Origin of the sequence: Deinococcus sp. AB2017081 (genome assembly GCF_034440735.1) — a bacterium.
Classification (GTDB): Bacteria; Deinococcota; Deinococci; order Deinococcales; family Deinococcaceae; genus Deinococcus; species Deinococcus rufus.
In genome coordinates this window covers 1,190,883-1,217,827 of the sequence record NZ_CP140098.1, presented here as the reverse complement: position 1 = coordinate 1,217,827, position 26,945 = coordinate 1,190,883, and the positions used below count along the sequence as shown (strand labels likewise).

Sequence of the window (26,945 nt, the reverse complement as noted above, 5' to 3'; positions counted from 1 at the left end):
GCAGGGGAACCCGAGCGGAGCGGGTGTGAACACACTGCAGAACTGGAGTGGTGGAAGGGCTGGCCGATCTGTCCACAGTCTGTCCTGGAACCGCGGAGGTTCCGGATGAGCCTGGACAGGAGCGCCGAACCACTGATGCTCCGCGAGGCGCGCGAGGCCCCGGAGGTCGTCGAGCGGCAGGCCGCCTACCGGGCGCAGGTCGAGGAGGTCGCCCGCGCCATCGACGCCTTCGCGCCGGCCTTCGTGGTCACGCTGGCGCGCGGCTCGTCGGATCACGCGGCGACCACGCTTCGGTACGGCCTGGAGACGCACCTGCGCCTGCCCGTCGTGAGCGCCGCGCCCAGCGTGGCGGGCGTGTACGGCGCGGACGTCGAGTACCGGGGCGCGCTGGTGCTCGCGGTCAGCCAGTCCGGCGGCAGCCCGGACATCGTGGAGACGCTGCTGCGTGCCCGCAAGGGCGGGGCGCTGACGGTCGCGCTGGTGAACGTGGAGGGCAGCCCCCTGGCGAACGTGGCCGACCTGGTGCTGCCGCTGCATGCCGGCGAGGAGCGCGCCGTGGCGGCCACGAAGTCGTATCTGGCGGCCCTGACGCTGGGCGCGCGGCTGCTGCACGCCCTGCGCCCCGATGCCGCGCTGGCGGGGGCGCTCGCCCGCCTGCCCGACGCGCTGCGCGAGGTCATCCACGGCGAGGCGCTGGCGCGGCAGGCGGCGGCGCTGCTCGCCGGGAACGACCGCCCGCTGGTGCTGGGGCGCGGCCTGCACGGGGGCGTGGCGGCCGAGACCGCGCTGAAGTTGCAGGAGACGGCGGGCGTGGGCGCGCTGGCGTTCTCCACCGCCGAGTTCGCGCACGGCCCCGCGCGGCTGGCCGAGCCGGGCACGCTGGCCGTGTGCTTCCAGGCGCGCGACGCGACCGCGCCCCTGACCGCCGCGACGTACGAGGGCCTGCACGGCTACGGCGCAACCGTGCTGTCCATCGGGGCCCCGCTGCACGACACGGACGCCACCGTGCCCACCCCGCCGACCGGCCACGCCCTGACGGATCCGGCCGCGTCCGCGCTGGCCGCGCAGCTCGTGATCGCGCACGCGGCGCTGCTCCGCGGCCAGAACCCGGACGCCCCGCCCCGCCTGTCGAAGGTCACGAGGACACGATGACGGCTGACCTGAATCCCGAACGCGCCCTGATCGTCGATCTCGCCGGCCCCGACCTCAGCCCCGCCGAGGGCCGCTGGCTGCGCGATCACCCGGTGGGCGGCGTGTGCCTGTTCTCTCGCAACCTCACCACGCCGGAGCGCACCGCGCGGCTCGTGGCGGACATCCGGGGCGCACTGGGCCGCGACGTGCTGGTCGCCCTGGATCAGGAGGGCGGGGCGGTGCTGCGCCGGCTGGACGTGCCGCAGCCCCCCACCCCGCAGGGCCTGGGGGTGCTGGACGACGAGGCCGCCGCGTACGAGGCCGGGCAGGTCGCCGCGCGCGGGCTGCTGGAACTCGGCATCAACTGGAACTACGCGCCCAGCGTGGACGTGAACGTCGATCCGCTGAATCCCGTGATCGGCGAGCGCTCCTTCGGGGCCGACCCGGCGCGGGTGGCCGCCCTGGGCGTGGCGTGGGCGCGCGGCAGCGAGGACGCCGGCGTGCTGAGCGCCGTCAAACACTTCCCCGGGCACGGCGACACGCGGGTGGACAGCCACCTAGCGCTGCCGGTCGTGGCCAAGTCGCGGGCGGCGCTGGAGGCCACCGAGTGGGTGCCGTTCCACGCGGCGGTGCGGGCGGGCCTGGGCAGCGTGATGACCGCGCACATCCTGTACCCCGCGCTGGACGCCGACCGGCCCGCGACCCTGTCCCCCGCGCTGCTGACCGGCGTGCTGCGCCAGGAGTGGGGCTACGACGGCGTGGTCGTGACCGACGCGATGGACATGAAGGCCGTCGCCGATCGTTACCCGGACGGGCGGGGCGCGGGCCTCGCGCTCGCGGCCGGGGCGGACGCCGTGCTCGTGTGCGGGCACGGGGACGCCGGCCTGCACGACGTGCACGCGCGGGCGCTGCACGCGGCGGTGCGGGACGGCACCGTGTCAGGGGCGCGCGTGGCGGAGGCGGTGGCCCGGCTGGAGCGCGCCATGGCCCGCTTTCCCGGCACGCCCCGGCCGTATCCGGCGGATCGGCAGGCGGCCGACGAGGCGCTCGTCGACGGCTGGGCGGCGCGGATGCTCACGTGGCACGGCGGGCCGGTGCGCCTCGACCCGGCGGGGCCGGTGCTGCTGCTCGCCCCCGCCCGCCCGGACGTGGGCGGCCCCTACGGCGACTCCCTGACCGGCGAGGCGCTGGCGGGGGCGCTGCGCGAGAGTTTCCCGCGACTCGTGTATGTGGCGTCGGACGATGTGGGGGCTGCGCGGCGGGCGCTGGAGGCCCACCCGGACGCGCCCGTGCTACTCGCCACGACGGAGCGCTGGGGCGTGCCGGACGGCGTGCGGACGCTGGCCGAGGCCCTCGCGTTCCGGCCCACGCCTGCCCTGCACGTGGCGCTGTGGTCGCCGGACGCGGTGGAGCACGTGCCGCTGCCCGCTGTGGTCACGCACGGCTTCCGCGAGGCGAACCTGCGGGCGCTGGCGGCGGCGCTGCGGGGCTGACCCGCGCGCCGTGCCCTGACGCCCCGGTGACATACCGGGGCGTTCACCGTCCATTGACCCTCGCCCTAAACTTGAGCGTACTCCACTCAAGTCTATTGACTCTTGCCAAGTGTGGCCCTATGATAACTTGTGTTCAGAACTGCTGTCCCACGGGGCGGCAGAATCTTACCCTGCAAGGAGTCAACCCATGGCCAAAGCTGTCGGAATCGATCTTGGTACCACCAACTCCGTGATCTCCGTGATGGAGGGGGGTCGCCCCGAAGTCATCGTCAACGCCGAGGGCGCGCGCACCACGCCGTCCGTCGTCGCGTACAAGGGCGACGAGCGCCTCGTCGGGCAGATCGCCCGCCGTCAGGCCGCCCTGAACCCCGCCGCCACCCTCTTCGAGGTCAAGCGCTTCATCGGCCGCCGCTGGGATGAAGTCAAGGAAGAGGCCTCCCGCAGCCCCTTCGCCGTCAAGGAAGGCCCCGGCGGCAGCGTGCGCATCACCGTGGACGGCAAGGATCTCGCGCCCGAGCAGGTCAGCGCGGAAGTCCTGCGCAAGCTCGTCACGGACGCCAGCAACAAGCTCGGCCAGAAGATCACGGACGCCGTCATCACCGTGCCCGCGTACTTCGACAACAGCCAGCGCGAGGCGACCAAGCAGGCGGGCGAGATCGCAGGCCTGAACGTCCTGCGCGTCATCAACGAGCCCACCGCCGCCGCGCTCGCGTACGGCCTGGAGCGCAAGGGCAACGAGACCGTCCTCGTCTTCGACCTGGGGGGCGGCACCTTCGACGTCACCATCCTGGAACTCGGCGACGGCGTGTTCGAGGTGAAATCCACCGCCGGTGACACGCACCTGGGCGGCGCGGACTTCGACCACCGCATCGTGGACTGGCTCGCGGGCGAGTTCGAGAAGGAGCACAAGTTCGACCTGCGCAAGGACAAGCAGGCCCTGCAGCGCCTCATCGAGGCCGCCGAGAAGGCCAAGATCGAGCTGTCCAACGCCAGCGATACCAGCATCTCCCTGCCGTTCATCACCTTCGACCCGGAGACGCGCACGCCCATGCACCTCGAGCGCACGCTGACCCGCGCGAAGTTCGAGGAACTGACCGGCGACCTGCTGCGCCGCGTGCGCAAGCCCGTCGAACAGGCCCTCAGTGATGCCAAGCTGGACGCCGGCAAGATCGACGAGGTCATCCTGGTCGGCGGCAGCACGCGCATCCCGGCGGTCAAGCGCATCGTGCAGGAGATCGTCGGCAAGACGCCGAACGAGTCCGTGAACCCCGACGAGGCCGTGGCGCTCGGCGCGGCCGTGCAGGCCGGCATCATCCAGGGCGACTCCAGCCTGGGCGACATCGTGCTCGTGGACGTCACCCCGCTGACCCTCGGCGTGGAGGTCAAGGGCGGCATGATCGCCCCGATGATCACCCGCAACACCACGGTGCCCGCCAAGAAGACCGAGATCTACACCACCGCCGAGAACAACCAGCCGGGCGTGGAGATCGTGGTGCTGCAGGGCGAGCGTCCCATGGCCGCCGACAACAAGAGCCTGGGCCGCTTCAAGCTGGAAGGGATTCCCCCCATGCGCGCCGGTCAGGCCCAGATCGAGGTCACCTTCGACATCGATGCCAACGGCATCCTGCACGTGACCGCGAAGGAGAAGACCTCCGGCAAGGAGAGCTCCATCCGCATCGAGAACACGACCACCCTGGACAAGACCGACGTCGAGCGCATGGTGAAGGAAGCCGAGCAGAACGCCGACGCCGACAAGAAGCGCCGCGAACGCGTCGAGAAGCGCAACACCCTCGACTCGCTGCGTGTCCAGGCCCTCGGGCAGATCGAGGAGAACGGCTCGGCCCCGCAGGACGCCAAGGACAAGCTCAAGGCCGCGGCCGACGAGGCCGAGGAAGCCGTGCGCGTGGACGACGACGCGAAGATCGAGTCGGCCCAGAAGAAGCTGGAGGAGGAACTCCGCTCCTTCATGACCGCCGCGCAGCAGGCCGGGCAGGGCCAGGGCGACGCCCAGGGCCAGCCGACCGCGAACAGGGCCGACGACGACGTGATCGACGCGGACTTCAAGCCCGCCGAGTAACGTCCTCCGCACGGCACCGCACCTTCAGGGGAGAGGACGGCCACGCGCCCCCTCTCCCCTCTTCTCTGAAAGCCGCGCCGCGCGCCCGCCCGCGCCTATGCTGAGCGCAATGTTCCGACGCCGAGGTAAACCCATGACCGACGACCACACCAAGAACGGTGCGAGCACCGAGACCGACCCCAAGACCATTGACGCGCAGACCGGTGAAGTTCAGGCCGACCTCGACGTGCCCGAGACCGACACGGACAACCTCGAAGAGGACGTCGACACCGCCTTCCCCGGCATGGACGAGAACATGTTCGGGCAGGTGCAGGAGATGATGGCTAGGCTCCAGAAGGCCGACGAGCTGGAGCAGGAGAACACCGACCTGAAGGTCAAGCTCAGCCGACTCGCCACGGACTTCGAGGGCTACCGCACGCGCACGCAGCAGGACGTGGCCGCCGCGCAGGGCCAGGGAATCAGCAAGGCCGCCGAGGCCCTGATGCCCGTGTACGACGACATCGACCGCGCCCTGAGCATGGTGAGCGACGACCCGGCGAAGCTCGTGCCGGGGATGCAGGCCGTGCAGGGCAAGGTGCTGGGCGTATTCGCGGGGCTGGGCCTGGAGGCGACCGGCAAGGTCGGCGAGGCCTTCGACCCGCAGTGGCACGAGGCGTTGCAGGTCGTCCAGGGCGACGAGGACGACGTGATCGTGCAGGTCTACCAGCTGGGCTTCCGCATGGGCGACCGCCTGGTGCGCCCGGCGCGTGTGGTCGTGAGCCGCAGGGGGTGATGGGGCATGGGTGACGGCGAGCGGCGGAGCGGCATGGAGGGCGTGCCGGTGTCCGCCGTGCAGGCTCTGTCCCGCGATCCCCTGCACGGCGTCACCCTCCAGCACCTCGTGGAGAAGCTGCACGCCGAGTACGGGTGGGAGGAGCTGGCGCGGCGCATCCCGGTGCGCTGCTTCCAGAGCGACCCGAGCGTGACGAGCAGCCTGAAGTTCCTGCGCAAGACGCCGTGGGCGCGCGAGCAGGTCGAGGAGGAGTTCCGGCGGCTGACCCGGCGCGAGGAGGGCAACCCCCTGACGCTGGCGCTCAAGCGCGGCGACACCGCGGAGTTCACGCGGCTGCTGGCGTCGGGCACCATGAGCCAGGCGCGGGTGCACGGCGCGCTCGGCTGGGCGCTGCGGCACCTCCCGGCGGACGACGAGCGGCTGGCGGGTGTACTGCGCCCGCTGCTGGAGGGGGTGGAGGACGTGAACCACTGGCCCGACCACGCGCCGCTGCCCCTGCTGAGTCTCGCCATCGACCGGGACGCCGACCCCGCGTTCGTCCGCGACCTGCTGCGCCGCGGGGCGGACGCGGACGACGCACGCTTCTGGCCGCCGCTGCTGCACACCACCGACGTGGAGGGGCAGGCCTACCGCGGCAAGCGCCGCGCGCCGCGCACCGACGTGCTGGACGCCCTGCTGGCCGCCGGAGCCGACGCCTCGCGCGCTGACGCCCGCGGCAACACGGCCCTCTCGATCGCTCATGCCTACGGCCTGCGCGCCTTCGTGAACAAGCTGAACCCGCCGAATACTCCACCCCCCAGCCCCTCAGATCTCTAGACCCTCACACACCCAGACCACCGACCGCAGGGAGGTTCGCATGGCCTACAAGGAGTACTACGACGTCCTGGGCGTGCCCCGCAGCGCGTCCGAGGCGGACATCAAGAGCGCGTACCGCAAGCTCGCCAAGCAGTACCACCCGGACAAGAACGCCGGCGACGAGCGGGCCGCCGAGCGCTTCAAGGAGATCGGCGAGGCGTACGCGGTGCTGAGCGACCCGGAGAAGCGCAAGGTGTACGACCAGTTCGGGCACACCGGGCAGGTGCCGCCCGGGTACGGCGGCCCGGGCGGAGCCGGCGGCTTCCAGGGCGGGGACTTCTCGGGCTTCGACCCCAGCCAGTTCAGCGACTTCTTCCAGGGCCTGTTCGGCATGGGGGGGCGCGGCGCGGCGGCGACCGGGGGCTTCCGCAACCCGGCCGGGCAGCAGGTGAACCTGGACGACCTGCTGGGCGGCGGGGGCCTGGGCGGCGGAAGGCGGTTCGTGCAGAACGTGGAGGGCGAACTCCAGGTGACGCTGGAGGAGGCCTACGCCGGCAGCGACGAGGTCATCAACGTGGACGGCAAGCGCCTGTCGCTGCGCGTCCCGGCCGGCACCCGCGACGGGGCCCGGCTGCGGCTGGCCGGCCAGGGCCCCGGCGGCGGCGACGTGCTGCTCACCATCCGCGTGCTGGAGGACGCCCGCTTCGAGCTGGACGGCGACCACCTGACGACCAGCGTGGACGTGCCCGCGCCCGTGGCGGCGCTGGGCGGCGACGTGAAGGTGCAGACCATCAGCGGTGGGGCGGGGCAGCTGAGCGTCCCGGCAGGCTCCAGTGGCGGGCGGCGCATGCGTCTGCGCGGGCAGGGCTGGCCGCGCAAGGACGGCACCCGCGGCGACCTCTACGTGCGCCTGAACGTGACCGTGCCCAAGTCCCTGACGGACGAGGAGAAGGAGCTGTACCGGCAGCTGCGCGACCTGGCACAGTGAGCACCACGACCGGACGCCCGCCCGCGCATCACGCCGGGCGGGCGTTCACGTGTGCTCCAGGGGTGACGTCTGTCATGTCCCGGCCCTGACACCCGGCACTGGGGCGGCGACGCCCGCACGGGCATCCTGGGGCCATGAATGAGATGCGCTCCCCCACTCCCCGCCCTGATCACTCCACGACCGGCCGCGTGCCGCGCTCGACCCTCGTGGCCACCGCGCTGCTGTTGGGTGCGGGCTCGCTGCTCCTGGGACGGTTCGCTCCCGAAGCGACCGCTGCCGTGGCCGGCCGGGCGTGGGCCGCCGTGCTGATCCTCCCGCTGATCGTGGCCGTCCTTCACGCCGTGCAGGTATGGCGCACAGCAGGCCGCGTCCCGCGCAATCTGGCCGTGTGGGTGGTGATCGCGGCGGTCATGGCGGTCACGGGCCTCGAACGGCTGACCGGCCTGGGCGTGGAGGTCTGGGAACTGCTCCTGGGCGTGCTGGCCGCGGGCGTGCTCATGGCACGGCGCCGGCGGTGAGACGGCAGGACGGGGGCGCTCAGCTCGGTTTGCTGATGCCCTCCAGTGCGGTCTGGTCGGCGCTGCTGCCCTCCAGGTTCGCGAGGTCGGCCAGACTGACGATCCCCACGACCCGGCCGTCACGGGTCACGGGCAGACGCCGGATCTGGCGCGCCGCCATCTCCCGCGCGGCGTCCTTTACGTCGGTATCGGCGTCCATGGTGTACACGTCGCCAGTCGTGTAGTCGGTCACGGGCGTGCCGAAGTCGTGCCCGAAGGCCACCGCCCGCACGACGATGTCCCGGTCCGTGATGATCCCGCGCAGGTGGTCACCGTCCATGATCAGGACACTGCCGATGTCCTCCTGCGCCATCAGGCCCGCGACCTCTTTCAGGGTGGCCTGGGCATCGGTGGTGGTGAGCTGCATGGTCATGATGTCCGAGAGCTTCGTCATGGCCGCAGTGTGACCGGGGGCAGCGCGGTGCAGGTGGCAGGAGGATCAAGGAAGGCTGGGAAAGCAGCGCACAGGGGGAGGCACCTGATCCCAGGCCCTCCCCCACCGTGCCGCGTGGCCGTTACTTCATCAGCCAGTCGAAGGCAGCGCGCAGCAGGCTGTTCTGCTGGGCCGGCGCGAGGCCCTCGAGCCCGAAGCCCATGGTGATGGTGCGGTAGCTGCCGGCATCGTTCACGACGATCGCGCCGGCGTTGTCCCGGGCCTCCTGCGCACTGATCCGGGGGCCGTTCGCCTTGGCACTGGCGCGGGTGCCATTGCCGTCCTGACGCAGGCTCTGCGCCTTGATGCTCTGCGCCGTGGCGTTCGCGGTGCCCCAGGACGCCGCCACGTAGCTGCCGTTCAGATCCGCGATCACATCCGGGTAGTACTGGTTGGCGGCGCTGCCGCCGGCATTCAGGGTGTACGACGCGCTGCCGAGCATACCGCGCGTCACGAACTTCGCGATGCCGCTGGAATCCGCGAGCAGCTGCGTCTTCAGGGTGGTGCGGTAGAAGTCGCTGCTGCCGATATCGAAGCCGATGTCCTGGCCGGTCACGATGACCCGGCCACCACGGGACAGGTACTGCCGCAGGGTGTTCTGGTCGGCGGCGGTGATGGTGTTCTGGTATGCCTCGCCGCTCGCCCAGATGACGATGTCGGCGCGCTGGAGTTCGCTGAGGGGCACCTGGCCCTGGGTCTGCGTGTTGAACACGAAGGCGCCGCCGGTGGCCGCGTTGGCCTTGATGGCGTCACGCAGCGCTGCCGTCACGTCGGCTCCCTGGCCCATGTCGTCGTCGATCAGGAGCACGGTGGGCCGGCCGCCCGCGTTGCCGCCGGGCGTGGGCGCGGGTGCCGGGGTGGGGGCCGGCGCGGGAACAGGCTGGCCGCTCACCGGCTTGATGAAGCAGCCCTTGGTCAGACCGGGCGCCGGATCGCGGCCCCATTCGGCCACGGTGCAGTTGAAGCCGTCGGTGCCGGTGCCGGTCAGGAACTTGCCGTCCGTACCGAACGCGGCCTGACGCTGACCCGTGAACTTGCAGGGCTGGCCTTCCAGCGAGCACAGCGTGTAGCCGGCCGGGCCAGTGGGCTGTTTCGCCGGAGCCGGGGCTGGCGTGGGCGTCGGAGCGGGGGTAGGTGCAGGCGTCGGGGCCGGCTGGGCCGCCACGGGCTTGATGAAGCAGCCCTTGGTCAGGCCGGGGGCGGGGTCACGGCCCCACTCGGCCACCGAGCAGGTGAAGCCGTTGGTGGCGGTGCCGGTCAGGAACTTGCCGTCGGTGCCGAAGGCCGCCTGACGCTGGCCAGTGAACTTGCACGGCTGACCTTCGAGCGCACACAGGTCGTAGCCGGCGGGGCCGGTCGGCTTCTTGGCCGGTGCAGGAGCAGGTGCCGGAGTCGGAGCAGGAGTCGGCGTCGGGGCAGGAGCAGGTGACGGAGCTGGCGTAGGCGTTGGTGTGGGAGCAGGGGCTGGAGTCGGCGTCGGGGCGGGGGCAGGTGTGGGCGCAGGAGCCGAGGCGTTCACGTTCACGCCGAGTTTGCCCATCGCGCCGGGCACGCTGATCAGGCCGTAGCCGACGTTGTTGTTCTTGCTGGAGGCGTTGCTGGCACTGGTGTACAGCGCGTTCTTGATCGCGTCCACACCGGTGCCCGGCTTGGCCGACAGCATCAGGGCGACCGCGCCCGCCGCGATGGGGCTGGCCTGCGAGGAGCCGCTCAGGGCACCGTACTGGTTGCCGGGGAACGCGCTGGTGATCTCCACACCCGGCGCGGCGATGTCGGGCTTGGTGAAGGTACCTTTGATCGTGCTGTTCCACGTGACCGGCCCGCGGGAGCTGAAGCTCGCCACCTGACCGTCCTGACCGACCGCGCCCACACCGACGGCGTCGGGCAGGTTGCCCGGGCTGCCGGTGGTGCCGCCGGCCGGGCCGAAGTTCCCGATGGCGAAGACCGGCACCACTCCGGCCTTGAGCATGTTCTGCACCGGCACGATGAACTCGTCGTAGGTGCCGGGAATGCCCAGGCTCATGTTCACGACATCCGCGCCGTCATCGGTATCGGCGTTGTTGTCGGGGTCGAGGACATACTGCATGCCGGCGATCACCTGGGCGAAGGTGCCCTCGTTGTTGGGCAGCACCAGGGCGCTGATGACCTTCGCGCTGGGGGCCACGCCGACGGTGCTGCCGACCAGCAGGCCGGCGGTGTGGGTTCCGTGGTTGGTGGTGTCGTGCGGCTGGCTGTTCACGCGGTCGCCCGCCGCATTGAATTCGGCGAAGGCCACGACCTTGCCGGACAGCTGCGGGTGGCTGGCGTCGATCCCGGAATCCAGGTGCCCGATCTTGATGCCCTGGCCCTTGAAGCCGGCGGCCCACGCCTGCGGCGCGCCGATCTTCGCGAGGTGCCACGGCTCCCCGGCGGCGGCGGCCGACGCACTGAGCGCCCGGGCCCGCTGGGGGGCGGGAATCTGCACCTTGAAGTTCTCGAACACGTCTGTCACGAAGGGCAGTGCCGCCAGGGCACGGGCCTGCACAGGCGTGAGCGGCAGGTAGATGCTCTGGTCGAGCCACAGCTGCGTGGCCGTGCCGGACTTGAGCGCCTGGTTGATGAACCCGGCAGCCGGGCCGAACTGGTTCAGACGACTGACCAGCTGCCCGCGCAGGTTCTTCAGCTGGGCGCGGCCCCGCTGGTCATTGCCGAAGGCAAAGCGGACGATCACGCCCACCTGCGTCTGGTCACCGCGCCGGGCACGTTCCAGCAGGGTCGGGGACAGGCCGGCCGCGCCCGCCGTGGACGCGCTGGCCGCCAGGAGGGCGGCACCGAGCAGCAGGGCCCCCGGTCGGGAGAACGGTGGCCTGGGGATTGGGATTCTCATGAACGTCAGCGTAGCGGGCCGCGCGTGACCCGCCCTGAATGTCACGTGAGGAACCCTTGAACCGGGGTCAGGGGGTCATCAGACTGATGGGGGCCGCTGGGGGGGATGAACCGGGCGCTGCCGCCACGGCACAGTGGCCGGGCAACGGTGCTCAGCGGCGGTAGCGCAGGATGATCTCGCCCTGGTTCAGGACATTTCTGATCATGCTGGTGCGCTTGTAACTCAGGATGATCTGCCCGTCCTCGAGTTGCAGCAGGTTCAGGGTGCCGTTCACGCCGGTGCCGACCCGCGAGTCGTTGCCCTTGACCTTCCACAGGAAGCCGTTCAACACCCGCAACGTGCTGTCCGGGGCCAGGCTGGGCGGCACGTTCACAGGCCGCGCCGAGTAGCCCTCCGGGCTGTGCACCTCGCCGGTCTTGAGGTCGATATACACGCCTTTCAGGACGCCCCTGAGGTCGGCCGTGTCCCCGAAACTCACGCGGCTCGCGTCGCGCGCCACCGGCAGCCGGATGCTCCGGCCCGCCGGCTTGAGCACCTGCTGGAACACCAGATACCGTGCGAATTCGTCCGGCGTGATGTTCAGGCGCTTGTCGTAGGTGGGTTTCACACCGCTCTGTACGTCCGACAGCACCCGGTTCAGCGCGGCCGGATCGCCCTGCACGTTCACCACCCGGCGCTGCAGATCCACCACCGAGATACTCGGCTGCCGGCTCATGATGTCCGCGGGCTGCCCTGCTCCCGGCAGCATGGACGACAGCCGGGCCTGCCACCCGCTGGCCAGCGGCGGCATGGCAGGACTGCCCTGGGCGCTTGGAGTGGCGCTCAGGAGCAACAGTGGGAGCAGGAAAAAGGCCGCCTTCATGCAGTAGCGAGCATAAGGCGGCCGGGTGAGAATTCCCCGCAGCGCGGCGGGGGATCAGTGGGGGCGTGGGGGGGGCCGGAGTCCGGCCTCGGGGCGTCGGGTCAGGGCGTGCTTCAGGCCTTGCCGACGCTGCCCAGCACACGCATCTTGTGCTCGATGACCTGGGCCATCACATCTCTTGCCGGCCCGAAGATCTTGCGGGGATCGAATTCCTTGGGATTCGCCGCGAGCGCCTCACGGATGCCCACGGTGCTCGCCAGCCGCAGATCGGTGTCCACGTTGACCTTGGCGATGCCATGCTGGCACGCCTCTTTCAGGTCGTCGTCCGCGATGCCGGCGGCGTCGCCGATCTGCCCGCCGGCGGCGCGGAAGCGCTCCACGATCTCCTGCGGTACGCCGCTGCTGCCGTGCGCGACCAGCGGGACACCCAGCAGTTCACCGATCTTCACGATACGCGCCTGATCGATGTACGGCCGGCCCTTGCCCTTGAACGCGCCGTGGCTGGTGCCGATGGCGATGGCCAGGTAGTCGGTGCCGGTCTGCTCGACGAACTGCACGGCCTCCTCGGGATCGGTCAGGAAGGCGTCCTTCTCGTCCACGACGATGTGCTCCTCGATGCCGCCCAGGCGACCGAGTTCGGCCTCCACGCTGATACCCATGGCGTGCGCGGCCTCCACGACCCGTTTCGTTTCGTGGACGTTCTCGTCGAAGCCGTGGTGCGAGGCGTCGATCATGATGCTCGTGAAGCCCATCTTGATCGCCTTCAGCGCCGACTCGTAGGAGCTGCCGTGGTCCAGGTGCAGCGCGACCGGCACCGTGGCCCGCTGCGCGAGATCGATGACGATGTTCGCCAGATCCTGTCCGCCGTACTTGATGGCACCCTCGGACATCTGCACCATGACCGGACTACGGAGCTTCTCGGCGGTGTGGATGATCGCCTGCGTGATCTCCATGTTGTTGGTGTTGAACGAGCCGACGCCATACTTGCCGGCGCGGGCGGGAACCAGGATGTCATTACCGGTGACGAGCATGCTGTGCCTCCTTGAGCCCTGACAGTGTACCCGTCCACCCTGACGGGCCGAACGGATACGTCCAGCCCGCTGCGGCCTGCGGGTGGCAGCGTAGGATGACGGACATGACCTCCACGCTTCCCTCCCTGGACTTCCAGGCGGCCTTCGCCACACGCGTGCGTGGCATGACCGCCAGCGCCATCCGCGAGATCCTGAAGGTCACGCAGCAGCCGGACGTGATCAGCTTCGCCGGGGGCCTGCCCGCGCCGGAACTGTTCCCGCTGGACGACGTGAAGGCGGCCACCGCCCGGGTGCTGGACACCGCCGGCCCGGCCGCACTGCAGTACTCGACCACCGAGGGTCACCTGCCGCTGCGTGAGTGGATCGCCGCGCAGGGCGGCATTCCCGCCAGCAACGTGCAGATCGTGACCGGCAGCCAGCAGGGGCTCGATCTGCTGGGCAAGATCCTGATCAGCGAGGGCGACACGGTGCTGGTCGAGGCTCCCACGTACCTGGGTGCCCTGCAGTCCTTCCAGCCGTACCTGCCGAACTACGTGCAGCTCCCGACCGATGACGGCGGCATCGACGTGGATGCGCTGGAGGACATCCTGAAGACCACGCGGGCCAAGCTGCTGTACGCCGTGCCCAATTTCCAGAACCCCACGGGACGCACCCTGAACCTCGCCCGCCGCCGCCGGCTGGTCGAACTCACGGCGCAGTACGGTGTGCTGGTCATCGAGGACGATCCGTACGGAGCGCTGCGCTTCACCGGCGAGGCCCTGCCCAGCCTGTACGCGCTGGGCCTGGAACTCGCGGGCGACGTCGACCGGAACCATGTCATCTACAGCAGTTCGTTCAGCAAGACCCTGGTGCCGGGCCTGCGCGACGCGTGGGTGCAGGCCGCCCGGCCGGTCATCCAGAAACTGATCCAGGCCAAACAGGGCGCGGACCTGCACACGCCCACCCTGAACCAGATGGTCATCACGGAACTGCTGCCCATCCTGCCGCGCCAGATCGAGACCGTGAAGGCGGCCTACGGCGAGCGGGCGCGGCACATGATGACCCGGATCGCCGCCGATTTTCCGACAGGCGTGCACCACACCGTCCCCGAGGGTGGCATGTTCCTGTGGGTCACGCTGCCGGCAGGGCTCGACACCCAGGCCATGTTGCCCCGCGCGGTCGAGCGCAGGGTCGCGTACGTGCCCGGCCGTCCCTTCTACGCGCTGGGCGGCGGCGAGAACACCATGCGCCTGAGCTACTGCACGGCCACACCAGAGCAGATCGAGACGGGCATCCGGGCGCTGGGCGACACCGTCCGGGACGCGCTGGCCTGATCGTCCCGGCCAGAGCATCCACGATCCACGCGGGAACGGCCCCCCGACCGTTCCCGCGTGGTGTGCTGCATCCACTCCCCCCCGGGAGCCGCACGCGCTGAGGAGCTGTGGTGTCCTCAGGCCCGTGCAGCCTCAGGGTACGGCGCCGGGCGTGATCGCGGCGTGATCAGTGCGTGCGGCTCCTGGCGCTACCGCAGCGCCTCACGCTGGGCATCGTCCAGCGCGACCCTGGCACTGACCTGACCGGTGGTGGCCCGCGTGATCGCCTGCTCGATCAGCGCCGTCCAGCGGGCATACGCGGGCACGGTCGGGCGCGGCACCGCGCGGGTCATCTGGGCGTGGGCGGCGCGCAGCTGCGGGTTCTGCGTGTACCACCCGTCCAGCAGCGGCACCACGGCGCGGCGCGGGGGCGCGTACGCGGTGGTCTGGATCCAGCCGCTCAGGCGGGCCGGTTCCATCAGGTACTGCCAGAACGCCACGGCCCCGGCCTGTGCGGCGGCCGTCGTGCCGCGCGGCACGCTCAGCACCGCGCCACCCAGCGGGACGGTGCAGCCAGACTTCTCGCATGGAAACGGCGCGACCCCCAGGGTGAAGAACGGCAGGCGCCGGGCATCGTTCCAGTTGGCGACGCTGGCCGGCACGAACAGGTTCTGCCCACGGGCGAAATCGAAGGCCCCACGGGTCGCGTCGTCCAGCGTGCGCGGCTGCGCGAGCCCGGCGGCGCTCATGCGGGCCAGCTGGGTCAGGGCCAGGATGGCCTCCGGGCTGTTCAGCGTGGGCCGGCTGCCCTCGGCCAGCGCCCCGCCGCGCGACAGGACATTGGCCTCGAAGGTCCATGCATCGGCCGCCGCAATGAGCGGACGGCGGCCCCCGGTGGCGAGCGTGCGGCTGGCCGTCTCCAGCGCCGTCCAGGTGTTCTGGAAGCTCACGCCGGCCTTGCGCAGCGCCCCGGCGTTGTACAGCAGCACCGGCACCGACACGTTCCAAGGCAGGCCATAGGTCTTGCCCGCCAGCTGCCCGGATTTCCACACCGCCGGGTAGACGTCGCCGCTCAGGGCGTCGGGCAGGGCCTCCACGGCACGGTTCAGCTCCGTCAGGTCACCCTGGGCGGCCAGCGCGGGCCACTGCGTGAACTCCAGCTGTGCCAGGGCAGGAGCGCGGCCCTCCCGGACGGCACTCTGGAACTTCGGCAGCAGCTCGCGGTAGTTCGCATGTGACACCGCCACGACCTCGTACGCCGACTGGGACGCATTGAAGTCGCGTGCGTAGCCGGCCACGGTGTCCTTGACGCCGCCCATGGCATGCCAGAACTCCAGGCGCAGCGGCGCGGCCTGGGCGGCAGAGGCGAGGAGGGCGGTCAGGGGCAGCAGGGCACGCATGGATGGAGTCTAGCGGCCCAGCCTGACGGGCTTCTGGGCCCGGTGCAGGGGACGCTCACGGCAATCTGGGGTACAGCTCCACCCGGGTGCTCGGTTTCACGTCCGCCCGCGGCGCGATGCCGACCACGGCCGTGGCGTCGGTGCGGGCATTCAGTCGGGTGAGCAGATTGATGAACTCCGTGACATCCAGACCCTGGTTGGCGATGTACTCGCCGGGCACACCGCGCGTGGTGATGTCCACGACGGTGTCCTTGACCAGCTCGCTGATCTGCTCCTGGATGACGCGCGGCTCGGCCTTCAGGTTCACGCTGACCCGCCGGATGACCTCGCCCTGCCGGAACAGGACGCTGTTGGCACGCGCGTCGCAGCTGAGGTCGACCGGGAATCCCAGCGCGGCGTTCTGGGCCGCGCGGCACTGCACGAAGGTGCTGGCGTTCAGGCCACGCAGTTTGGTCTCCAGGGCCGAGCGGGCCCCGGAGGCCAGGCGCACCGAGGGCGTGCCCCGCGCCCCCCGGTTCTGCGCGGCCCGCTCGGCGTCCCTGAGGAAACTGTCGAGGTTCCGCACGCTGGGCACCACGGCCGCGTACACCAGATCGTTCTTCGGGTACGTGAGGTCGGTGTTGCGGCTGGCGTTCAGCTCGGCGCGGCTGCTGGAGTATTCGTCCTGCAGGCGGCCCAGCGTGGCGCGGGCGGTGGCGAGTTCCCGCGACAGGGCGTCGTTGCTGCTCTTGAGCTTGACCTGCTGCTGCTGCAGCAGGATCAGATCTCCCTGGGCCTGGTCACGCTGCTTCGTGATGCGGTCGCGCTCGGCGACGAGCTGGTCGCGCTGCGCGGCCACGCGGGTGCGCTCGGCCGCCAGGGTGTCGCGGGCCTGCTGGGCCGCCTGCCGCTGCCGCTCGGCCTGGGCGCGGGCGGTCTGGGCCGTGGTCAGGGCGGCCGTCGCCACCTGCAGGTTGCGCTGCGCGGTCAGCCGGGACGTGCCGAGCTGCTCGACCTGCACCTGCAGCTCGGCCGCCTGGGTGCGGGCCGCCTGCACCTGGGCCTGCGCGGCGACCAGGGCCACCTGGGCCTCGGTCTGGGCCTGCGCGGCGCGGGCCTGCACCTGGGTCGCGCGGGCCTGGGCCGCGCGGGCGGCAGCCTCGGCACTCGCGGCGCGGGCCTGGGCCTGATCGGCACGGGCCTGCACCTCGGCGGCGCGGTCCTGCGCGTTCTGCGCCTCCTGCTGGGCCAGGGCTGTCCGGGCACGGAAGTCCAGCACCTGGGCATCCAGCGCCTGGGCACGGTCACGGCTGGCCTTCAGGGCCGCCTCGGAGTTCTGGAGCTTGGTGCGGTTCTGCGTGGCGCGGGTCTCCAGTGTGCCGATGGTGCTGGTCAGGGTCTTCACGCGGCCCTGGAGGCCTGCGGTCTCGGCCTTCAGGCGCTGCTCGGCCTGCTGCGCGGCGCTCAGGTCGGCGCGGGTGGCCCGCAGGTCACGCTGCGCGGCCTCCTGCAGCTGCCCCAGCCGCTGCGCCTCCTTCTGGGCCCGGTCGCGCTCGGCACTGGCGGCCTTCAGGTCGTCCTGGGCCGCCGCATATTCCTGGCGCAGCGACTCGAGCTGGGGACGCAGCTGGTCGGCCGCCGCGATCACGTCCACGGCGTTCTTGTTCAGCAGCAGGAAGGCAGTCAGGCTCGCGGCCGAGATGCCCATGCCGGACAGCACCGCCACGACCAGCGCGGTCGTCTTGGGCCGCAGGCCGAACCAGCGGATGTGCTTGCGCCCCGCCTTCCTGGCGATGGTATCGGCGGCATAGGCGACCACCCCGGAGAGCAGCACCACGAATGCCAGAAAGACCCACAGCACGGCGCGCCTCCCTTACAGCTCGAAGTCGTCGCCGAGGTAATGGCGGCGGACGTCCTCGTCCTGCGCGAACTGCTGGGGCGTGCCCTCGAACTTCACGTCTCCATCGAACATCAGGTACACCCGGTCGGTCAGGGCGATGGTCTCGCGGACATTGTGATCCGTGATGAACACGCCGATGCCGCGCCGGTCACGCAGGTCGCGGATCAGGCGCTGGATGTCGCGGATGCTCTTGGGATCGACGCCGGTGAAGGGCTCGTCGAGCAGCAGGTAGTCGGGGTCGGTGGTCAGCGCACGGGCGAGTTCCAGGCGGCGGCGCTCCCCACCGGAGAGCTGATACGCGTAGCTGCCCGCCAGGTGCGTCAGACCGAATTCGGCCAGCAGGGCGTCGGCGCGGGCCTCCTGCTCGGGTCGGGAGAGCTTCTGGTACTCCAGGATGGCCAGCAGGTTGTCGCGCGCCGTGAGCTTGCGGAACGCGCTGGCCTCCTGCGGCAGGTAGCCCAGGCCCAGGCGGGCACGTTCGTGCATGGGCAGGTGGGTCAGGTCGCGCTCGCCCAGGGTGATCCGGCCCGCACCGGGCCGCACGAAGCCGACCACCATATAGAAGGTCGTGGTCTTGCCCGCGCCGTTGGGGCCGAACAGCGCGACGATCTCGCCGGGATTCACGGTGAAGTTCACGTTGCGCACGACCGCCCGGCGGCCGTAGCTCTTGCCCAGCCCCTGGGCGCTCAGCACCGGCCGCGTCTGGGAGAGCGGCAGGGTGGGCGCAGCGGGTTCCGGGGAGACGCTCAGGGTCACGCAGGCAGCGTAGCATGCGTGTCCAGCGCGGCCGGTGAGGTATTCCTGATTCCGGCTGGCCCGCCGTCAGACGGATCTCGTCCGGTTCCCGTTCATCCGGAAGCGAACCCGATGCGCATCCCGCTCCCGCTGATCTGAACTGTCTCCCTCTCCCTTCGGATCGAACCCGCACATGAGCGGGATTCACTCGGAGTCCGTTTCAGGGGCGTCGGGGGGGGAGCGCGACCTTGTGGAACCAGAAGTTCCCCAGGGTGCGCACCACGTCCACGAACTCCGCGATACTGACCGGCTTGGGAATGTAGGCGTTGGCATGCAGGTCGTAGCTGCGCCAGATATCCGTCTCGGCCCGCGACGTGGTCAGGACGATCACCGGGATGCTGCGCAGCACATCGTCGGCCTTGAGGATATCCAGCACCTCCAGGCCGCTCATGCGCGGCATGTTCAGGTCCATCAGGATCACGTCGGGCCGCACCGCCTGCACGAAGCGGTCTTCCCGGCGCAGGAACATCAGGGCCTCCACGCCGTCGCGGGCATGGTGCAACCGGTGCGGGAACTGCGCTTCCTCGAAGGCCTCGCGGGTCAGCATGACGTCCGCCGGGTTGTCCTCGACGAGCAGGATTTCAATGCCGTTCATGCAGACTCCTTGACTCCGGCCGCCGGCCCGTGGGGGGCGCCGTGGTGGATGGCCGGGGACACGGCAGCGCCAGCACCTGACATGCCGGACTCGACCGGCACGCTGAACTGGAATGTGCTGCCCTGTCCGGGCACACTGTCCACCCACAGCGTACCGCCCAGCTGCTCCACGGCGCTGCGGGTTACGGCCAGGCCGATCCCGCTGCCGGCATACTCGTCCATGCCGTGCAGGCGCTGAAACACGCCGAAGATCCGCTCGTGGTACTGCGGCTCGATGCCGATGCCGTTGTCCTGCACGCTGAACACCCACTGGGTGTCCTGCCGGGTGGCCGTCACGGTCACGTGCGGGGGGCGGCCCGGCGCACAGAACTTCAGGGCGTTCCCGATCAGGTTCTGGAACACGTGCCGCAGCAGTTCCACGCTGGCCTCCACCACGGGCAGCCCGCGCGCCTCGATATGACCGCCGGTCGCCTGCACCTGCGTCGCCAGGTCAGCGACCACGGTGTCCACCAGGGCCGCCGTATCGACCGGCGAGGTGGCGCGCTCGCCCTGGCGCACGCGGGAGTACGCCAGGAGATCCTGGATCAGCGCCTTCATGCGGGCCGTGGCGGCGGTCGTGAAGGCGATGTACTGGTCGGCCCGCTCGTCCAAGCGCCCCGTGTAGCGGCGGGCGAGCAGTTCGGTGTAGCTGCCGATGGTGCGCAGCGGCTCCTGGAGATCGTGGCTGGCGACATACGCGAACTGTTCGAGCTCCCGGTTGCTGCGCTCCAGCCGGCCGTTGACCAGGTGCAGGGCGTGCTCGCGCTGCTGCACGGCCGCCGCCATGACATCGACCTGCCGGCCCAGGCTGGCGAGTTCCCGCACGCCGGTCGCCGGCAGCCGCAGGTGGTACTGCCCGTCGGCGATCTGGCGGGCGCTGTCCGTCAGGTGGTTCAGGATGCCGGTCACGGAGCGGGCCACCTGCCACGCGGTCAGCAGCAGCAGCAGCACCCCCAGCCCCAGCCCGGCGATCGTGACCAGCCGCACGCGGTACAGGGTGTCCTGACTGGAGGTGGTCGCGGCGCTCAGGCGGGTGTTTTCCTCGAGTTGCATGACGTCCAGGGCCGCGCGGGCCTGGTTCAGGATATCCCGGCCGCTGCCCCTGCTCACGAGCGCCGTGGCCTGCGTGGGCGAGGTGCGCCGGGCCGCGATCTCGGGCTCCGCCGCCTCGGTGAACCAGCGGGTGACCAGGGCCTGCACCTGGGAGAGCCGCTCCTGCTGCGCCGGCGGACTCAGGTCGCGCAGCGCGTAGGTGTGGGCAGCGAACTTCAGGCGGCCCTCGGTGTACGGCTCGAGGAAGTCAAGGTCGCCCGTGATGACGAAGCCCCGCTCGCCGTTCTCCATGCCGGCGATGTCCGCGCCCATGGCACTGATCAGGATCAGGCGGGTCTGCGAGTCGGTCACCAGCGTGCGGGCCTGTGCGGCGTGGTTGACCCCCAGCAGCACGGCCACGCCCACCCCGAGCATCAGCACGAAGGGCAGGATCAGGGGCCGCAGCAGCACCGCCTGGAGGGACGTTCCCCTGGGCCATTCCCGCACCCCGGCGGGTCGACCGGGGGCCGGCAGGGGATCGGCCGGAGAGGGGGGGGATACGGACATCCCGCCCATTCTAGGGGCCGCTGCGGGCGCAGGCCGCCGGATTCCTCGCAACGCTGCGTCCCGGCACGATCCCGCCGGAGGCCAGATTGAACCCGGTACACTCCGGTCATGACATTCCGGAGCGTGAAGCTCACCCATGCGGGTGAGGTCGCCACCCTGACCATCACCAGCAAGAAGGGCAGCATGGGGCCAGACTTCTGGGACGAGGTGCCCCGCGCCCTGACCGGCCTGGGCACTGCCCGCGTGCTGATCGTGCGCGGCGAGGAGCTGTTCAGCGCCGGCCTGGACGTGAAGGCCAGCGCCGCCAGTATCGGCCCGGCGCTGGGCGACCCCGAACGGTTCCGCGCCGTGGTGGCGGAGATGCACGCGGCCATCGAGGGGCTGGCGGCCCTGAGGATCCCGGTGATCGCCGCCGTACACGGATGGTGCATCGGCGCGGGCCTGGAGCTGATCGCCGCGTGCGACCTGCGCGTGTGCAGCCGCGATGCCCGCTTCCGCCTGCCCGAGGTCATGCTGGGCATCACCGCCGACCTGGGCGGACTGCAACGCCTGCCGGCACTGATCGGGAAGGGCCGGGCCGCCCACCTGGCCCTGACCGCCGAGCCCATCGACGCGGCGACTGCCGAACGCTGGGGCCTGGTGACCGAGGTGCTGGACACGCCCGACGCCCTCTTCGCCCGCGCGGATCAGCTCGCCGCCCACCTGACCACCCTGCCCGCCCAGGCCCTGGAGGGCACCAAGCGCATCCTCAATGACGACCTTCCCCACGCCCGGAGCCTCGCCGACGCCGTGACCTGGAACGCGCGACACATGACCGTCGATGGCCTCCAGAACGCCCTGAAGAGCCAGAGCGCCCTGAAGAGATAGCCATCCCGTCCACCGGTCGCGGAGCTGCGCCCGGGTTCCGAAGCTCCTGCCCCCAGACCGTGAACCGTTCGGCCCTCTCGCCCCTCCGACCTTCCGCCCTCCCAAGGAGCCCCCATGACCCAGATGCCCCCCCACTCCGTCGGTACGCTGCTTCCCGGCACGCCCGAGTCCACCTTCCGCCCGGATCTGCTGGCCGGAAAACACGCCCTGATCACGGGGGGTGGCAGCGGGATCAACCTGGGAATCGCACAGAGTTTCGCCGCCCACGGCTGCGCCGTGACGATCCTGGGCCGCAATCTGGAGAAGGCACAGGCCGCCGCGCAGGGCATCACGGACGCGGGCGGCCGGGCCCTGGGCGTCAGCGCGGACGTGCGTGACTACGCCGCCATGCAGGCCGCCGTGGCGCAGGCCGTGGCGGCCCACGGGAACTTCGACATCGTGCTGGCAGGCGCGGCCGGGAATTTCCCTGCCCCGGTGGACGGCATCTCCGTGAACGGCTTCAAGACGGTGGTCGAGATCGACCTGATCGGCACGTACCACACCATCAAGGCCGCCAGCCCGCACCTGACGACCCCGGGCGGCACGGTGCTCTCGATCAGCGCCTACGGCATTCCGGTGCCCATGCAGGCGCACGTGGTCGCCGCCAAGGCCGGCGTGGACATGCTGACCCGCACCCTGGCGGTCGAATGGGGCCTGCGCGGCGTGCGTGTGAACGCGATCATCCCCGGCCCCATCGACGGCACCGAGGGCATGGCGCGGCTGGCTCCCGATGAGCAGAGCCGCAGCCGGGTGGCGGGCAGCGTCCCGCTGGGCCGCATGGGGGTGCCCCAGGACATCGCCAACGCCGCCCTGTTCCTGGTCAGTGACGCCGCCAGCTACGTGACCGGCGTGATCCTCCCGGTGGACGGCGGCCAGAACATGCTCGGGGCCGCACCGCAGTACCAGACCTATCAGCAGCTGGGCCTAGCGCTGCCGAACTCCTGACCTGACGCAGCTTGCGCGACCCCGCCCGGATGCGACCGGCGGGGTCTTCACAATTCGCGCCGTTTTCTGCGACAAGTCTGCATCCGACCTGCGACGGGCCTTGGGGCGGCGCGGCCATCCTCTGGTCAGGACGGGACGCGGCCACGGAGCTGCACCCGGACACCAAGGAGAAGACCATGAAGAAGCTGCTGATGACCGCCGTGACGGCCCTGACCCTCGCCACCACCACTGCCCTGGCCGCCCCCCAGACCTACGCCATGGACGACAGCGGACAGGAATACTCGGCCCTCCAGACCGAGAGCAGCTGGATGGCCGTCGAGGTGCCCCTCTCGGCGCTGGGCGGCAGCGTGCCCAGCGACCTGAGCATCGCCGTGAGCGGTCTGCCGGCGGGCACCACGGTCACGCTGGACAGCGTGGACACCATGGCCCAGACCGCCCTGCTGTACGTCACCGTGGCGCGCAGCGACACCACCTCCAACGTGAATGCCGTGGCCGAAATCGCCGTGAAGTCGGGCAGCACCGTGCTCACCACCGTCTCGATCCCCGTCTACGGCGCCGCGTACAACTGAGCACGCGCCTGCACCCCGGCACCCCGCCCCGCCACCTGGCCGGGCGGGGTGCGCCCTGGTTCCGCCCGGCGGCTCACGGGGCCGGGCGCAGTCCGGGGTGAACGAGCCGCTGGGCGTGCTGGAACGCCAGCCGCCCGATCTGGCGTCCGGCGGCGCGGCCCGCCAGATCTCCGTCGCGGAACTGCACGCCCGCATACCGGCGCGACAGTCCGGCCTCGTCGGCCGCGTCGGTGAAGGTCGCCCAGCTCAGGCGCAGGGGGGGCTGCCCCAGAGTCGTGCGGGCCGTCACGGTCGCGCCCGCCCCGAACACGTCGCTGCCGGTCCACATGCACAGCACCTGCGCGGCGGCGGCACTCAGCGTGCTGTGGGTGCTGGGGTAGCCGGGCCACGGGGGCGCCGCCACATACGGCTGCCACCGATCGGCAGGAAAGGCGGCGTCGCCGTGGGCCGCCCGATCCCACCCACGCACGATCCGGCCACCCAGCAGGGCGCGAACCGCCGACTGCGGACGCACCGCGCCGTACCACGCCTTGGCAGCCCAGCACGCGGCACTGGCGTCCAGCAGCGCCCCGGTCAGCACCAGGTACATCTTCACGTCCTGATCCGGAGCGTGCGCGTCGCGCCTGGACACGTGCGCGGCCAGCGCCGTCCACAATCCGGGCACCCCCTCGCCGCCGGGGCCGTCGGCCCAGTAGTGTGCGGCAGCCTGCTGCTGGGCGGTCAGGCCGGCACTGTAGGCGAGCACCTCGCGCACCTGTTCCAGATATTCAGGCGTGCCCCAGGGAACCGGTGGCGCGAACTGGCCGTGCAGCGGTCGGCGCAGCGCAAAGAGCGTGTCGTCCGGGCCACCGCTGGCGCTGTCGGCCAGGCGACCGGCCGCGGCGGGCGAACCCGGTTCCGGGACGCGGGTTGGACGCGACAGGCCGGCGGCCTCCAGGCGGCGCGTGAAGGCCGGGGTATGCGCCGGAAACGCTGCGCACAGCACCGTCCAGGCGGCACAGGCCATCGCGTCGTGGCGCTCGGCATCCTGCCAGGTATCACCGGTGCGGGGGCCGGGCGGCGGATCGTGGGCGACCCACGTCCTGAACAGCGCGGCATGCAGGGCGTACAGGACACGCGCCGCCGCCACGGGTTCGGGCCGCTCGCGTCGGATGACGTCCAGGGCCGCGTCGTTCCAGGTGACGCTCGGCGTATCCGGCATATTCCCGCCCTCCTCCTGCCCCGGCGCTGCGCCGGGTGACTCAGGGTAGGGACGCGGGCATGATCAGCTCATGACCGGCGCGCATGTGGACTCACCGGCACAGCGCGGCGGCACAGATGTCCACCACGGCGAAATCGCGCTTCTCCTGCACGACCAGCTTCAGGTGCAGCGCGCCGCTGTCCAGGGCGTAGCTGTCGCCGGTCGTCGCCGCCATGGCGCTCAGGGCCACCTGCTTCAGACGGTTGCGCTCGTCGATCCACCAGTCGCGGTACAGCGCCGGGGCCGGGCCCACGGCACTCAGGGGGATGGTCAGCGTGAGCGTCTCGCCGGGCTGCCGGTCACCCACCCCCACGCGCAGGTGCGTGGACGCGGCGCTGGGACTCAGGGCGTAGGCCCCGCCCACGCGCACGCTGGTCGAGAAATACGTGAAGGCGTCGGGGGTGCCGGTCAGGGCCACGCTGGCCCCACGGGCGTTCGTGACGGCCACGGGCGCGACCTTGCCACCGGTCACGTCGTTCAGCCACAGCCGGGCATAGGTGCCGCCACACACGCTGGCCCCCCACGCGGGCCGGGCGGCGCAGTCGGGCGCGTCCCGCACCAGGGCACTGCCGGTCACCGTCTGTCCGGCCGTACCGGTCACGCTGCCGTCGGTGTCCAGGAAGGTGGCTGCCTTGTCGCCATCCCTGTCAGCCTGGGCGGGCGGCAGGTACACGCGCAGGCTGTCGTCGAGCCATGTCACGCCCCGCGCGGCGTTGGTCGGTTCCAGGGCAAAGGCGTTCTTCGTCAGGTAGCCCAGGCCACTGGCCTGCCGCACGCTGTTCGGATGAAAGCCGCTCAGGGCCGTGTCCGTGATGCTGACGTGCCCGTCGTAGAACTGAAAGCCGCGGATCGGGAAGTCCGGCTCCCACGGGCGCGGCAGGCTGCGGCCACCCGCGCCGGTCTTCTCCCAGGACGGCGGGCGGCCCACGTTGGCGGTCTCGCCCACGAGCAGCGAGCCGGTCAGCGTGGTCTGATCCGAGGCGAAGGTCGCACCCACGCCGTTGTCGGCCAGCGCCGCGCCCGCGACCGTCAGGTACTCGCCGCGCAGCCAGATCCCATGATCGCGCTGCTTGTACGCGGTGAAGGCCGCGAAGGTCGCGGGGGCCGGCGCGGACTTGGGATCGGACGGATTCACGCGCGGCATGTAATACGTGACCTCGGTGTGGCTGCCGTCGGCCCTGGGGCCGTGATCGACGTTCAGGCCGCGGTGCCCGCTGTGCGCCACATTGCCGGAAAAGTCGCCCAGGGGCGTGCGACGGTTCCAGAGGTCGGTTCTGCCAGCGGCCAGACCGGTCGGGTGTTCGGGGAAGGCCAGCCAGAAGCCCGTGCCCTCCACGCCCGCCGCCACGTTGCCCGTGACCGTGTTCGCCGGGTGCGTGATCCAGTACCCGGCGGGGTCGCGGTCGCTGTCCAGCAGCGGCGTCTGGCCGCGATCCTTGTCGGGGCGCTGCACCAGCGTCACGAGGTTCCCGGTGAGCTGCGTGCCCGTCTCGTCGCCGTCCTCCAGGAACACGCAGTGGCCCACGGAGTCGTACGTCACGTTGTCCTGCACGCGCAGCCCCGAGGTGCCGTGCACGACGAGGCAGCGGTTGAAGGCCTGGTGGATGGCGTTGCCGCGGAAGTACGACCCGGGCGCGCTGCCCAGCCGGTGGAAGTGCACCGGGTAGCGCCGCAGGGTGTTCACCTGCCCCACGCGCGTGAACTCGGTGCCCTCGATGCGCGCCGTGGCGGTGCCCATGACCATGACGTGCGCGCCGAGCTGCGACTGCGCGGCGTCCTCGCTGGCCGCAATGCGGATGTTGCGGCTGAGCAACCCGACCTCGGCGCGTTCCACGAGCGTCCGGCCCCCCAGCGTGGTCGTCTGCGCCCAGTGCGTGTATTTGAGGGGCACCGCCAGCGTGACCTGCGTGCCGGACACGCGCTGCACGACCACCTGTTCCGTCTGGCCGGGATCGAAGTCCGTGCTCGCCAGCGTCAGGGCGCTGCCGGGAGCCCAGTCCGGGGCCTCCTCCAGCGTCAGGGTGCTGGTGCCGGCGGTCGCGGTGGTCGCCAGGCGCGTCCACGCGAGCCTCTTCTGCCCGTGCAGTTCCAGCGTGCCGTCCATGACGCCCAGCACGCGGTCGCCCATGCCCATGACGTCCTCGCCGGGCGTGGCGTCGGTCAGGACAATGTCGGCCTGATGCGTGAACGGCGCGTCCTCGCGGCCCACGCGCAGCTCGCCGTGCACCATGACCCACTCGGACGTCAGGGTCAGATCCTTATGCGCGAACTCCAGGGCGCTGTCGGCCGGGATGGTCAGGCCGGCCAGGGCGGGCGGCGACACGTCGAGGATCACGCGCTTCCCGGCGGGCAGGGTGACGTTCGCGCCCGCGGCGGGCGGCGGGCCGCCCCAGGTGACGGGGTCGCTCCAGTTTGCCGTGGGCAGGGTCGCGGTGGGGGGCGTGGCCGCGGGCGGGGTGGCGGCCGGGGGCGTGCCGGTCGGCGTGCCCGTGCCGGCGCTCGTGCCGCCGCAGCTCAGGAGCAGGGTGCACACGGTCAGGGCGAGGGTCAGGCGGGACGCACGCATGAAGGGATGCTAAATGGACGCGTGGTCGGGTGGCGTGAAGGACTTCGCAGCCCTCCCCCACCGGGCACCCCCGGGCGACATCTCCCGCGTCTCACTCTACTCATAATAGAAAAATA

At 71.1% G+C, this 26,945-nt stretch carries 22 protein-coding genes; 11 read left to right on the top strand and 11 right to left on the bottom strand.

Translation table 11 applies throughout. From position 1 onward, the window contains the following. Positions 1 to 105 precede the first annotated feature (105 nt). The 7 genes from U2P90_RS05955 to U2P90_RS05925 all read left to right on the top strand — a co-directional run bounded on the left by U2P90_RS05955 (position 106) and on the right by U2P90_RS05925 (position 7,774). The gene (locus tag U2P90_RS05955; RefSeq protein ID WP_322474195.1) at positions 106 to 1,152 is read left to right on the top strand and encodes an SIS domain-containing protein; all 1,047 of its coding nucleotides are present in this window, start codon (positions 106 to 108) and stop codon (positions 1,150 to 1,152) included. Continuing rightward, positions 1,149 to 2,624 (top strand): beta-N-acetylhexosaminidase, encoded by a 1,476-nt coding sequence (gene nagZ, locus U2P90_RS05950; protein ID WP_322474194.1) that lies wholly within the window; start codon positions 1,149 to 1,151, stop codon positions 2,622 to 2,624. The genes U2P90_RS05955 and nagZ overlap by 4 nt, the downstream gene beginning before the upstream one ends. A 187-nt stretch (positions 2,625 to 2,811) precedes the next feature. Next, complete coding sequence (gene dnaK, locus U2P90_RS05945) at positions 2,812 to 4,701, top strand: molecular chaperone DnaK (RefSeq protein WP_322474193.1); 1,890 nt, start codon at positions 2,812 to 2,814, stop codon at positions 4,699 to 4,701. Between the two features lie 109 nt (positions 4,702 to 4,810). Further along, the gene (locus U2P90_RS05940; RefSeq protein ID WP_322474192.1) at positions 4,811 to 5,473 is read left to right on the top strand and encodes a nucleotide exchange factor GrpE; all 663 of its coding nucleotides are present in this window, start codon (positions 4,811 to 4,813) and stop codon (positions 5,471 to 5,473) included. A gap of 6 nt (positions 5,474 to 5,479) precedes the next feature. Beyond that, entirely contained in the window at positions 5,480 to 6,289 is an 810-nt protein-coding gene (locus U2P90_RS05935; RefSeq protein WP_322474191.1) for a VF530 family DNA-binding protein, read from the top strand. A gap of 40 nt (positions 6,290 to 6,329) precedes the next feature. Beyond that, positions 6,330 to 7,256: a DnaJ C-terminal domain-containing protein gene (locus U2P90_RS05930; RefSeq protein WP_322474190.1), complete on the top strand. Its 927-nt coding sequence runs from the start codon at positions 6,330 to 6,332 to the stop codon at positions 7,254 to 7,256. Positions 7,257 to 7,390: 134 nt separating this feature from the next. Further along, positions 7,391 to 7,774, top strand: coding sequence for a hypothetical protein (locus U2P90_RS05925; protein WP_322474189.1), 384 nt, complete (start codon positions 7,391 to 7,393; stop codon positions 7,772 to 7,774). 19 nt (positions 7,775 to 7,793) lie between these two features. Here U2P90_RS05925 and U2P90_RS05920 read toward each other — a convergent pair whose 3' ends face one another. The 4 genes from U2P90_RS05920 to fba all read right to left on the bottom strand — a co-directional run bounded on the left by U2P90_RS05920 (position 7,794) and on the right by fba (position 13,005). Then, complete coding sequence (locus U2P90_RS05920) at positions 7,794 to 8,207, bottom strand: CBS domain-containing protein (RefSeq protein WP_295822263.1); 414 nt, start codon at positions 8,205 to 8,207, stop codon at positions 7,794 to 7,796. 121 nt (positions 8,208 to 8,328) lie between these two features. Continuing rightward, a complete protein-coding gene (locus U2P90_RS05915) occupies positions 8,329 to 11,112 on the bottom strand; it encodes a S8 family peptidase (protein ID WP_322474188.1) in 2,784 nt (927 codons plus the stop codon). Between the two features lie 151 nt (positions 11,113 to 11,263). After that, a complete protein-coding gene (locus U2P90_RS05910) occupies positions 11,264 to 11,974 on the bottom strand; it encodes a hypothetical protein (protein WP_322474187.1) in 711 nt (236 codons plus the stop codon). Positions 11,975 to 12,087: 113 nt separating this feature from the next. Beyond that, the gene (gene fba / locus U2P90_RS05905; RefSeq protein WP_322474186.1) at positions 12,088 to 13,005 is read right to left on the bottom strand and encodes a class II fructose-1,6-bisphosphate aldolase; all 918 of its coding nucleotides are present in this window, start codon (positions 13,003 to 13,005) and stop codon (positions 12,088 to 12,090) included. A 104-nt stretch (positions 13,006 to 13,109) separates the two neighbouring features. Between fba and U2P90_RS05900 the strand changes: the two genes are divergently transcribed. Next, complete coding sequence (locus U2P90_RS05900; protein ID WP_322474185.1) at positions 13,110 to 14,318, top strand: PLP-dependent aminotransferase family protein; 1,209 nt, start codon at positions 13,110 to 13,112, stop codon at positions 14,316 to 14,318. Between the two features lie 188 nt (positions 14,319 to 14,506). Here the strand turns inward: U2P90_RS05900 and U2P90_RS05895 are convergent, their stop codons facing one another. The 5 genes from U2P90_RS05895 to U2P90_RS05875 form a co-directional block, all read right to left on the bottom strand. After that, positions 14,507 to 15,697 carry an extracellular solute-binding protein gene (locus U2P90_RS05895; protein ID WP_322474184.1) on the bottom strand — a complete coding sequence of 397 codons (1,191 nt, stop codon included), beginning with the start codon at positions 15,695 to 15,697 and terminating at the stop codon, positions 14,507 to 14,509. Positions 15,698 to 15,752: 55 nt separating this feature from the next. Beyond that, complete coding sequence (locus U2P90_RS05890) at positions 15,753 to 17,537, bottom strand: DUF3084 domain-containing protein (protein ID WP_322474183.1); 1,785 nt, start codon at positions 17,535 to 17,537, stop codon at positions 15,753 to 15,755. Positions 17,538 to 17,549: 12 nt separating this feature from the next. Continuing rightward, on the bottom strand, positions 17,550 to 18,269 hold the full coding sequence (gene lptB / locus U2P90_RS05885; protein WP_416173943.1) for an LPS export ABC transporter ATP-binding protein: 720 nt from the start codon (positions 18,267 to 18,269) through the stop codon (positions 17,550 to 17,552). Positions 18,270 to 18,531: 262 nt separating this feature from the next. Beyond that, positions 18,532 to 18,966, bottom strand: coding sequence for a response regulator (locus U2P90_RS05880; RefSeq protein ID WP_295819179.1), 435 nt, complete (start codon positions 18,964 to 18,966; stop codon positions 18,532 to 18,534). Next, complete coding sequence (locus tag U2P90_RS05875) at positions 18,963 to 20,603, bottom strand: sensor histidine kinase (protein ID WP_322474181.1); 1,641 nt, start codon at positions 20,601 to 20,603, stop codon at positions 18,963 to 18,965. Before U2P90_RS05875 ends, U2P90_RS05880 begins: the two co-directional genes overlap by 4 nt. Positions 20,604 to 20,711: 108 nt before the next feature. Between U2P90_RS05875 and U2P90_RS05870 the strand changes: the two genes are divergently transcribed. The 3 genes from U2P90_RS05870 to U2P90_RS05860 all read left to right on the top strand — a co-directional run bounded on the left by U2P90_RS05870 (position 20,712) and on the right by U2P90_RS05860 (position 23,023). Continuing rightward, positions 20,712 to 21,470 carry an enoyl-CoA hydratase-related protein gene (locus U2P90_RS05870; protein ID WP_295819174.1) on the top strand — a complete coding sequence of 253 codons (759 nt, stop codon included), beginning with the start codon at positions 20,712 to 20,714 and terminating at the stop codon, positions 21,468 to 21,470. A gap of 114 nt (positions 21,471 to 21,584) precedes the next feature. Further along, the gene (locus U2P90_RS05865) at positions 21,585 to 22,454 is read left to right on the top strand and encodes an SDR family oxidoreductase (RefSeq protein WP_380101522.1); all 870 of its coding nucleotides are present in this window, start codon (positions 21,585 to 21,587) and stop codon (positions 22,452 to 22,454) included. Between the two features lie 176 nt (positions 22,455 to 22,630). Continuing rightward, positions 22,631 to 23,023, top strand: a complete 393-nt coding sequence (locus tag U2P90_RS05860) for a hypothetical protein (RefSeq protein WP_322474180.1) — start codon at positions 22,631 to 22,633, stop codon at positions 23,021 to 23,023. Positions 23,024 to 23,096: 73 nt separating this feature from the next. On the opposite strand, the gene U2P90_RS05855 is transcribed toward U2P90_RS05860, so the two are convergent. Both U2P90_RS05855 and U2P90_RS05850 read right to left on the bottom strand, forming a co-directional pair. Next, positions 23,097 to 24,224, bottom strand: a complete 1,128-nt coding sequence (locus U2P90_RS05855) for a vanadium-dependent haloperoxidase (protein WP_322474179.1) — start codon at positions 24,222 to 24,224, stop codon at positions 23,097 to 23,099. 91 nt (positions 24,225 to 24,315) lie between these two features. After that, positions 24,316 to 26,829, bottom strand: a complete 2,514-nt coding sequence (locus U2P90_RS05850) for a G8 domain-containing protein (protein ID WP_322474178.1) — start codon at positions 26,827 to 26,829, stop codon at positions 24,316 to 24,318. Positions 26,830 to 26,945: the final 116 nt, after the last annotated feature.

Bases quoted from the DNA above. Each gene is read 5' to 3' on its own strand.
- U2P90_RS05955 (WP_322474195.1), top strand. From the start codon at position 106: ATGAGCCTGGACAGGAGCGCCGAACCACTGATGCTCCGCGAGGCGCGC.
- nagZ (WP_322474194.1), top strand. From the start codon at position 1,149: ATGACGGCTGACCTGAATCCCGAACGCGCCCTGATCGTCGATCTCGCC.
- dnaK (WP_322474193.1), top strand. From the start codon at position 2,812: ATGGCCAAAGCTGTCGGAATCGATCTTGGTACCACCAACTCCGTGATC.
- U2P90_RS05940 (WP_322474192.1), top strand. From the start codon at position 4,811: ATGTTCCGACGCCGAGGTAAACCCATGACCGACGACCACACCAAGAAC.
- U2P90_RS05935 (WP_322474191.1), top strand. From the start codon at position 5,480: ATGGGTGACGGCGAGCGGCGGAGCGGCATGGAGGGCGTGCCGGTGTCC.
- U2P90_RS05930 (WP_322474190.1), top strand. From the start codon at position 6,330: ATGGCCTACAAGGAGTACTACGACGTCCTGGGCGTGCCCCGCAGCGCG.
- U2P90_RS05925 (WP_322474189.1), top strand. From the start codon at position 7,391: ATGAATGAGATGCGCTCCCCCACTCCCCGCCCTGATCACTCCACGACC.
- U2P90_RS05920 (WP_295822263.1), bottom strand. From the start codon at position 8,207: ATGACGAAGCTCTCGGACATCATGACCATGCAGCTCACCACCACCGAT.
- U2P90_RS05915 (WP_322474188.1), bottom strand. From the start codon at position 11,112: ATGAGAATCCCAATCCCCAGGCCACCGTTCTCCCGACCGGGGGCCCTG.
- U2P90_RS05910 (WP_322474187.1), bottom strand. From the start codon at position 11,974: ATGAAGGCGGCCTTTTTCCTGCTCCCACTGTTGCTCCTGAGCGCCACT.
- fba (WP_322474186.1), bottom strand. From the start codon at position 13,005: ATGCTCGTCACCGGTAATGACATCCTGGTTCCCGCCCGCGCCGGCAAG.
- U2P90_RS05900 (WP_322474185.1), top strand. From the start codon at position 13,110: ATGACCTCCACGCTTCCCTCCCTGGACTTCCAGGCGGCCTTCGCCACA.
- U2P90_RS05895 (WP_322474184.1), bottom strand. From the start codon at position 15,697: ATGCGTGCCCTGCTGCCCCTGACCGCCCTCCTCGCCTCTGCCGCCCAG.
- U2P90_RS05880 (WP_295819179.1), bottom strand. From the start codon at position 18,966: ATGAACGGCATTGAAATCCTGCTCGTCGAGGACAACCCGGCGGACGTC.
- U2P90_RS05875 (WP_322474181.1), bottom strand. From the start codon at position 20,603: ATGTCCGTATCCCCCCCCTCTCCGGCCGATCCCCTGCCGGCCCCCGGT.
- U2P90_RS05870 (WP_295819174.1), top strand. From the start codon at position 20,712: ATGACATTCCGGAGCGTGAAGCTCACCCATGCGGGTGAGGTCGCCACC.
- U2P90_RS05865 (WP_380101522.1), top strand. From the start codon at position 21,585: ATGACCCAGATGCCCCCCCACTCCGTCGGTACGCTGCTTCCCGGCACG.
- U2P90_RS05860 (WP_322474180.1), top strand. From the start codon at position 22,631: ATGAAGAAGCTGCTGATGACCGCCGTGACGGCCCTGACCCTCGCCACC.
- U2P90_RS05855 (WP_322474179.1), bottom strand. From the start codon at position 24,224: ATGCCGGATACGCCGAGCGTCACCTGGAACGACGCGGCCCTGGACGTC.
- U2P90_RS05850 (WP_322474178.1), bottom strand. From the start codon at position 26,829: ATGCGTGCGTCCCGCCTGACCCTCGCCCTGACCGTGTGCACCCTGCTC.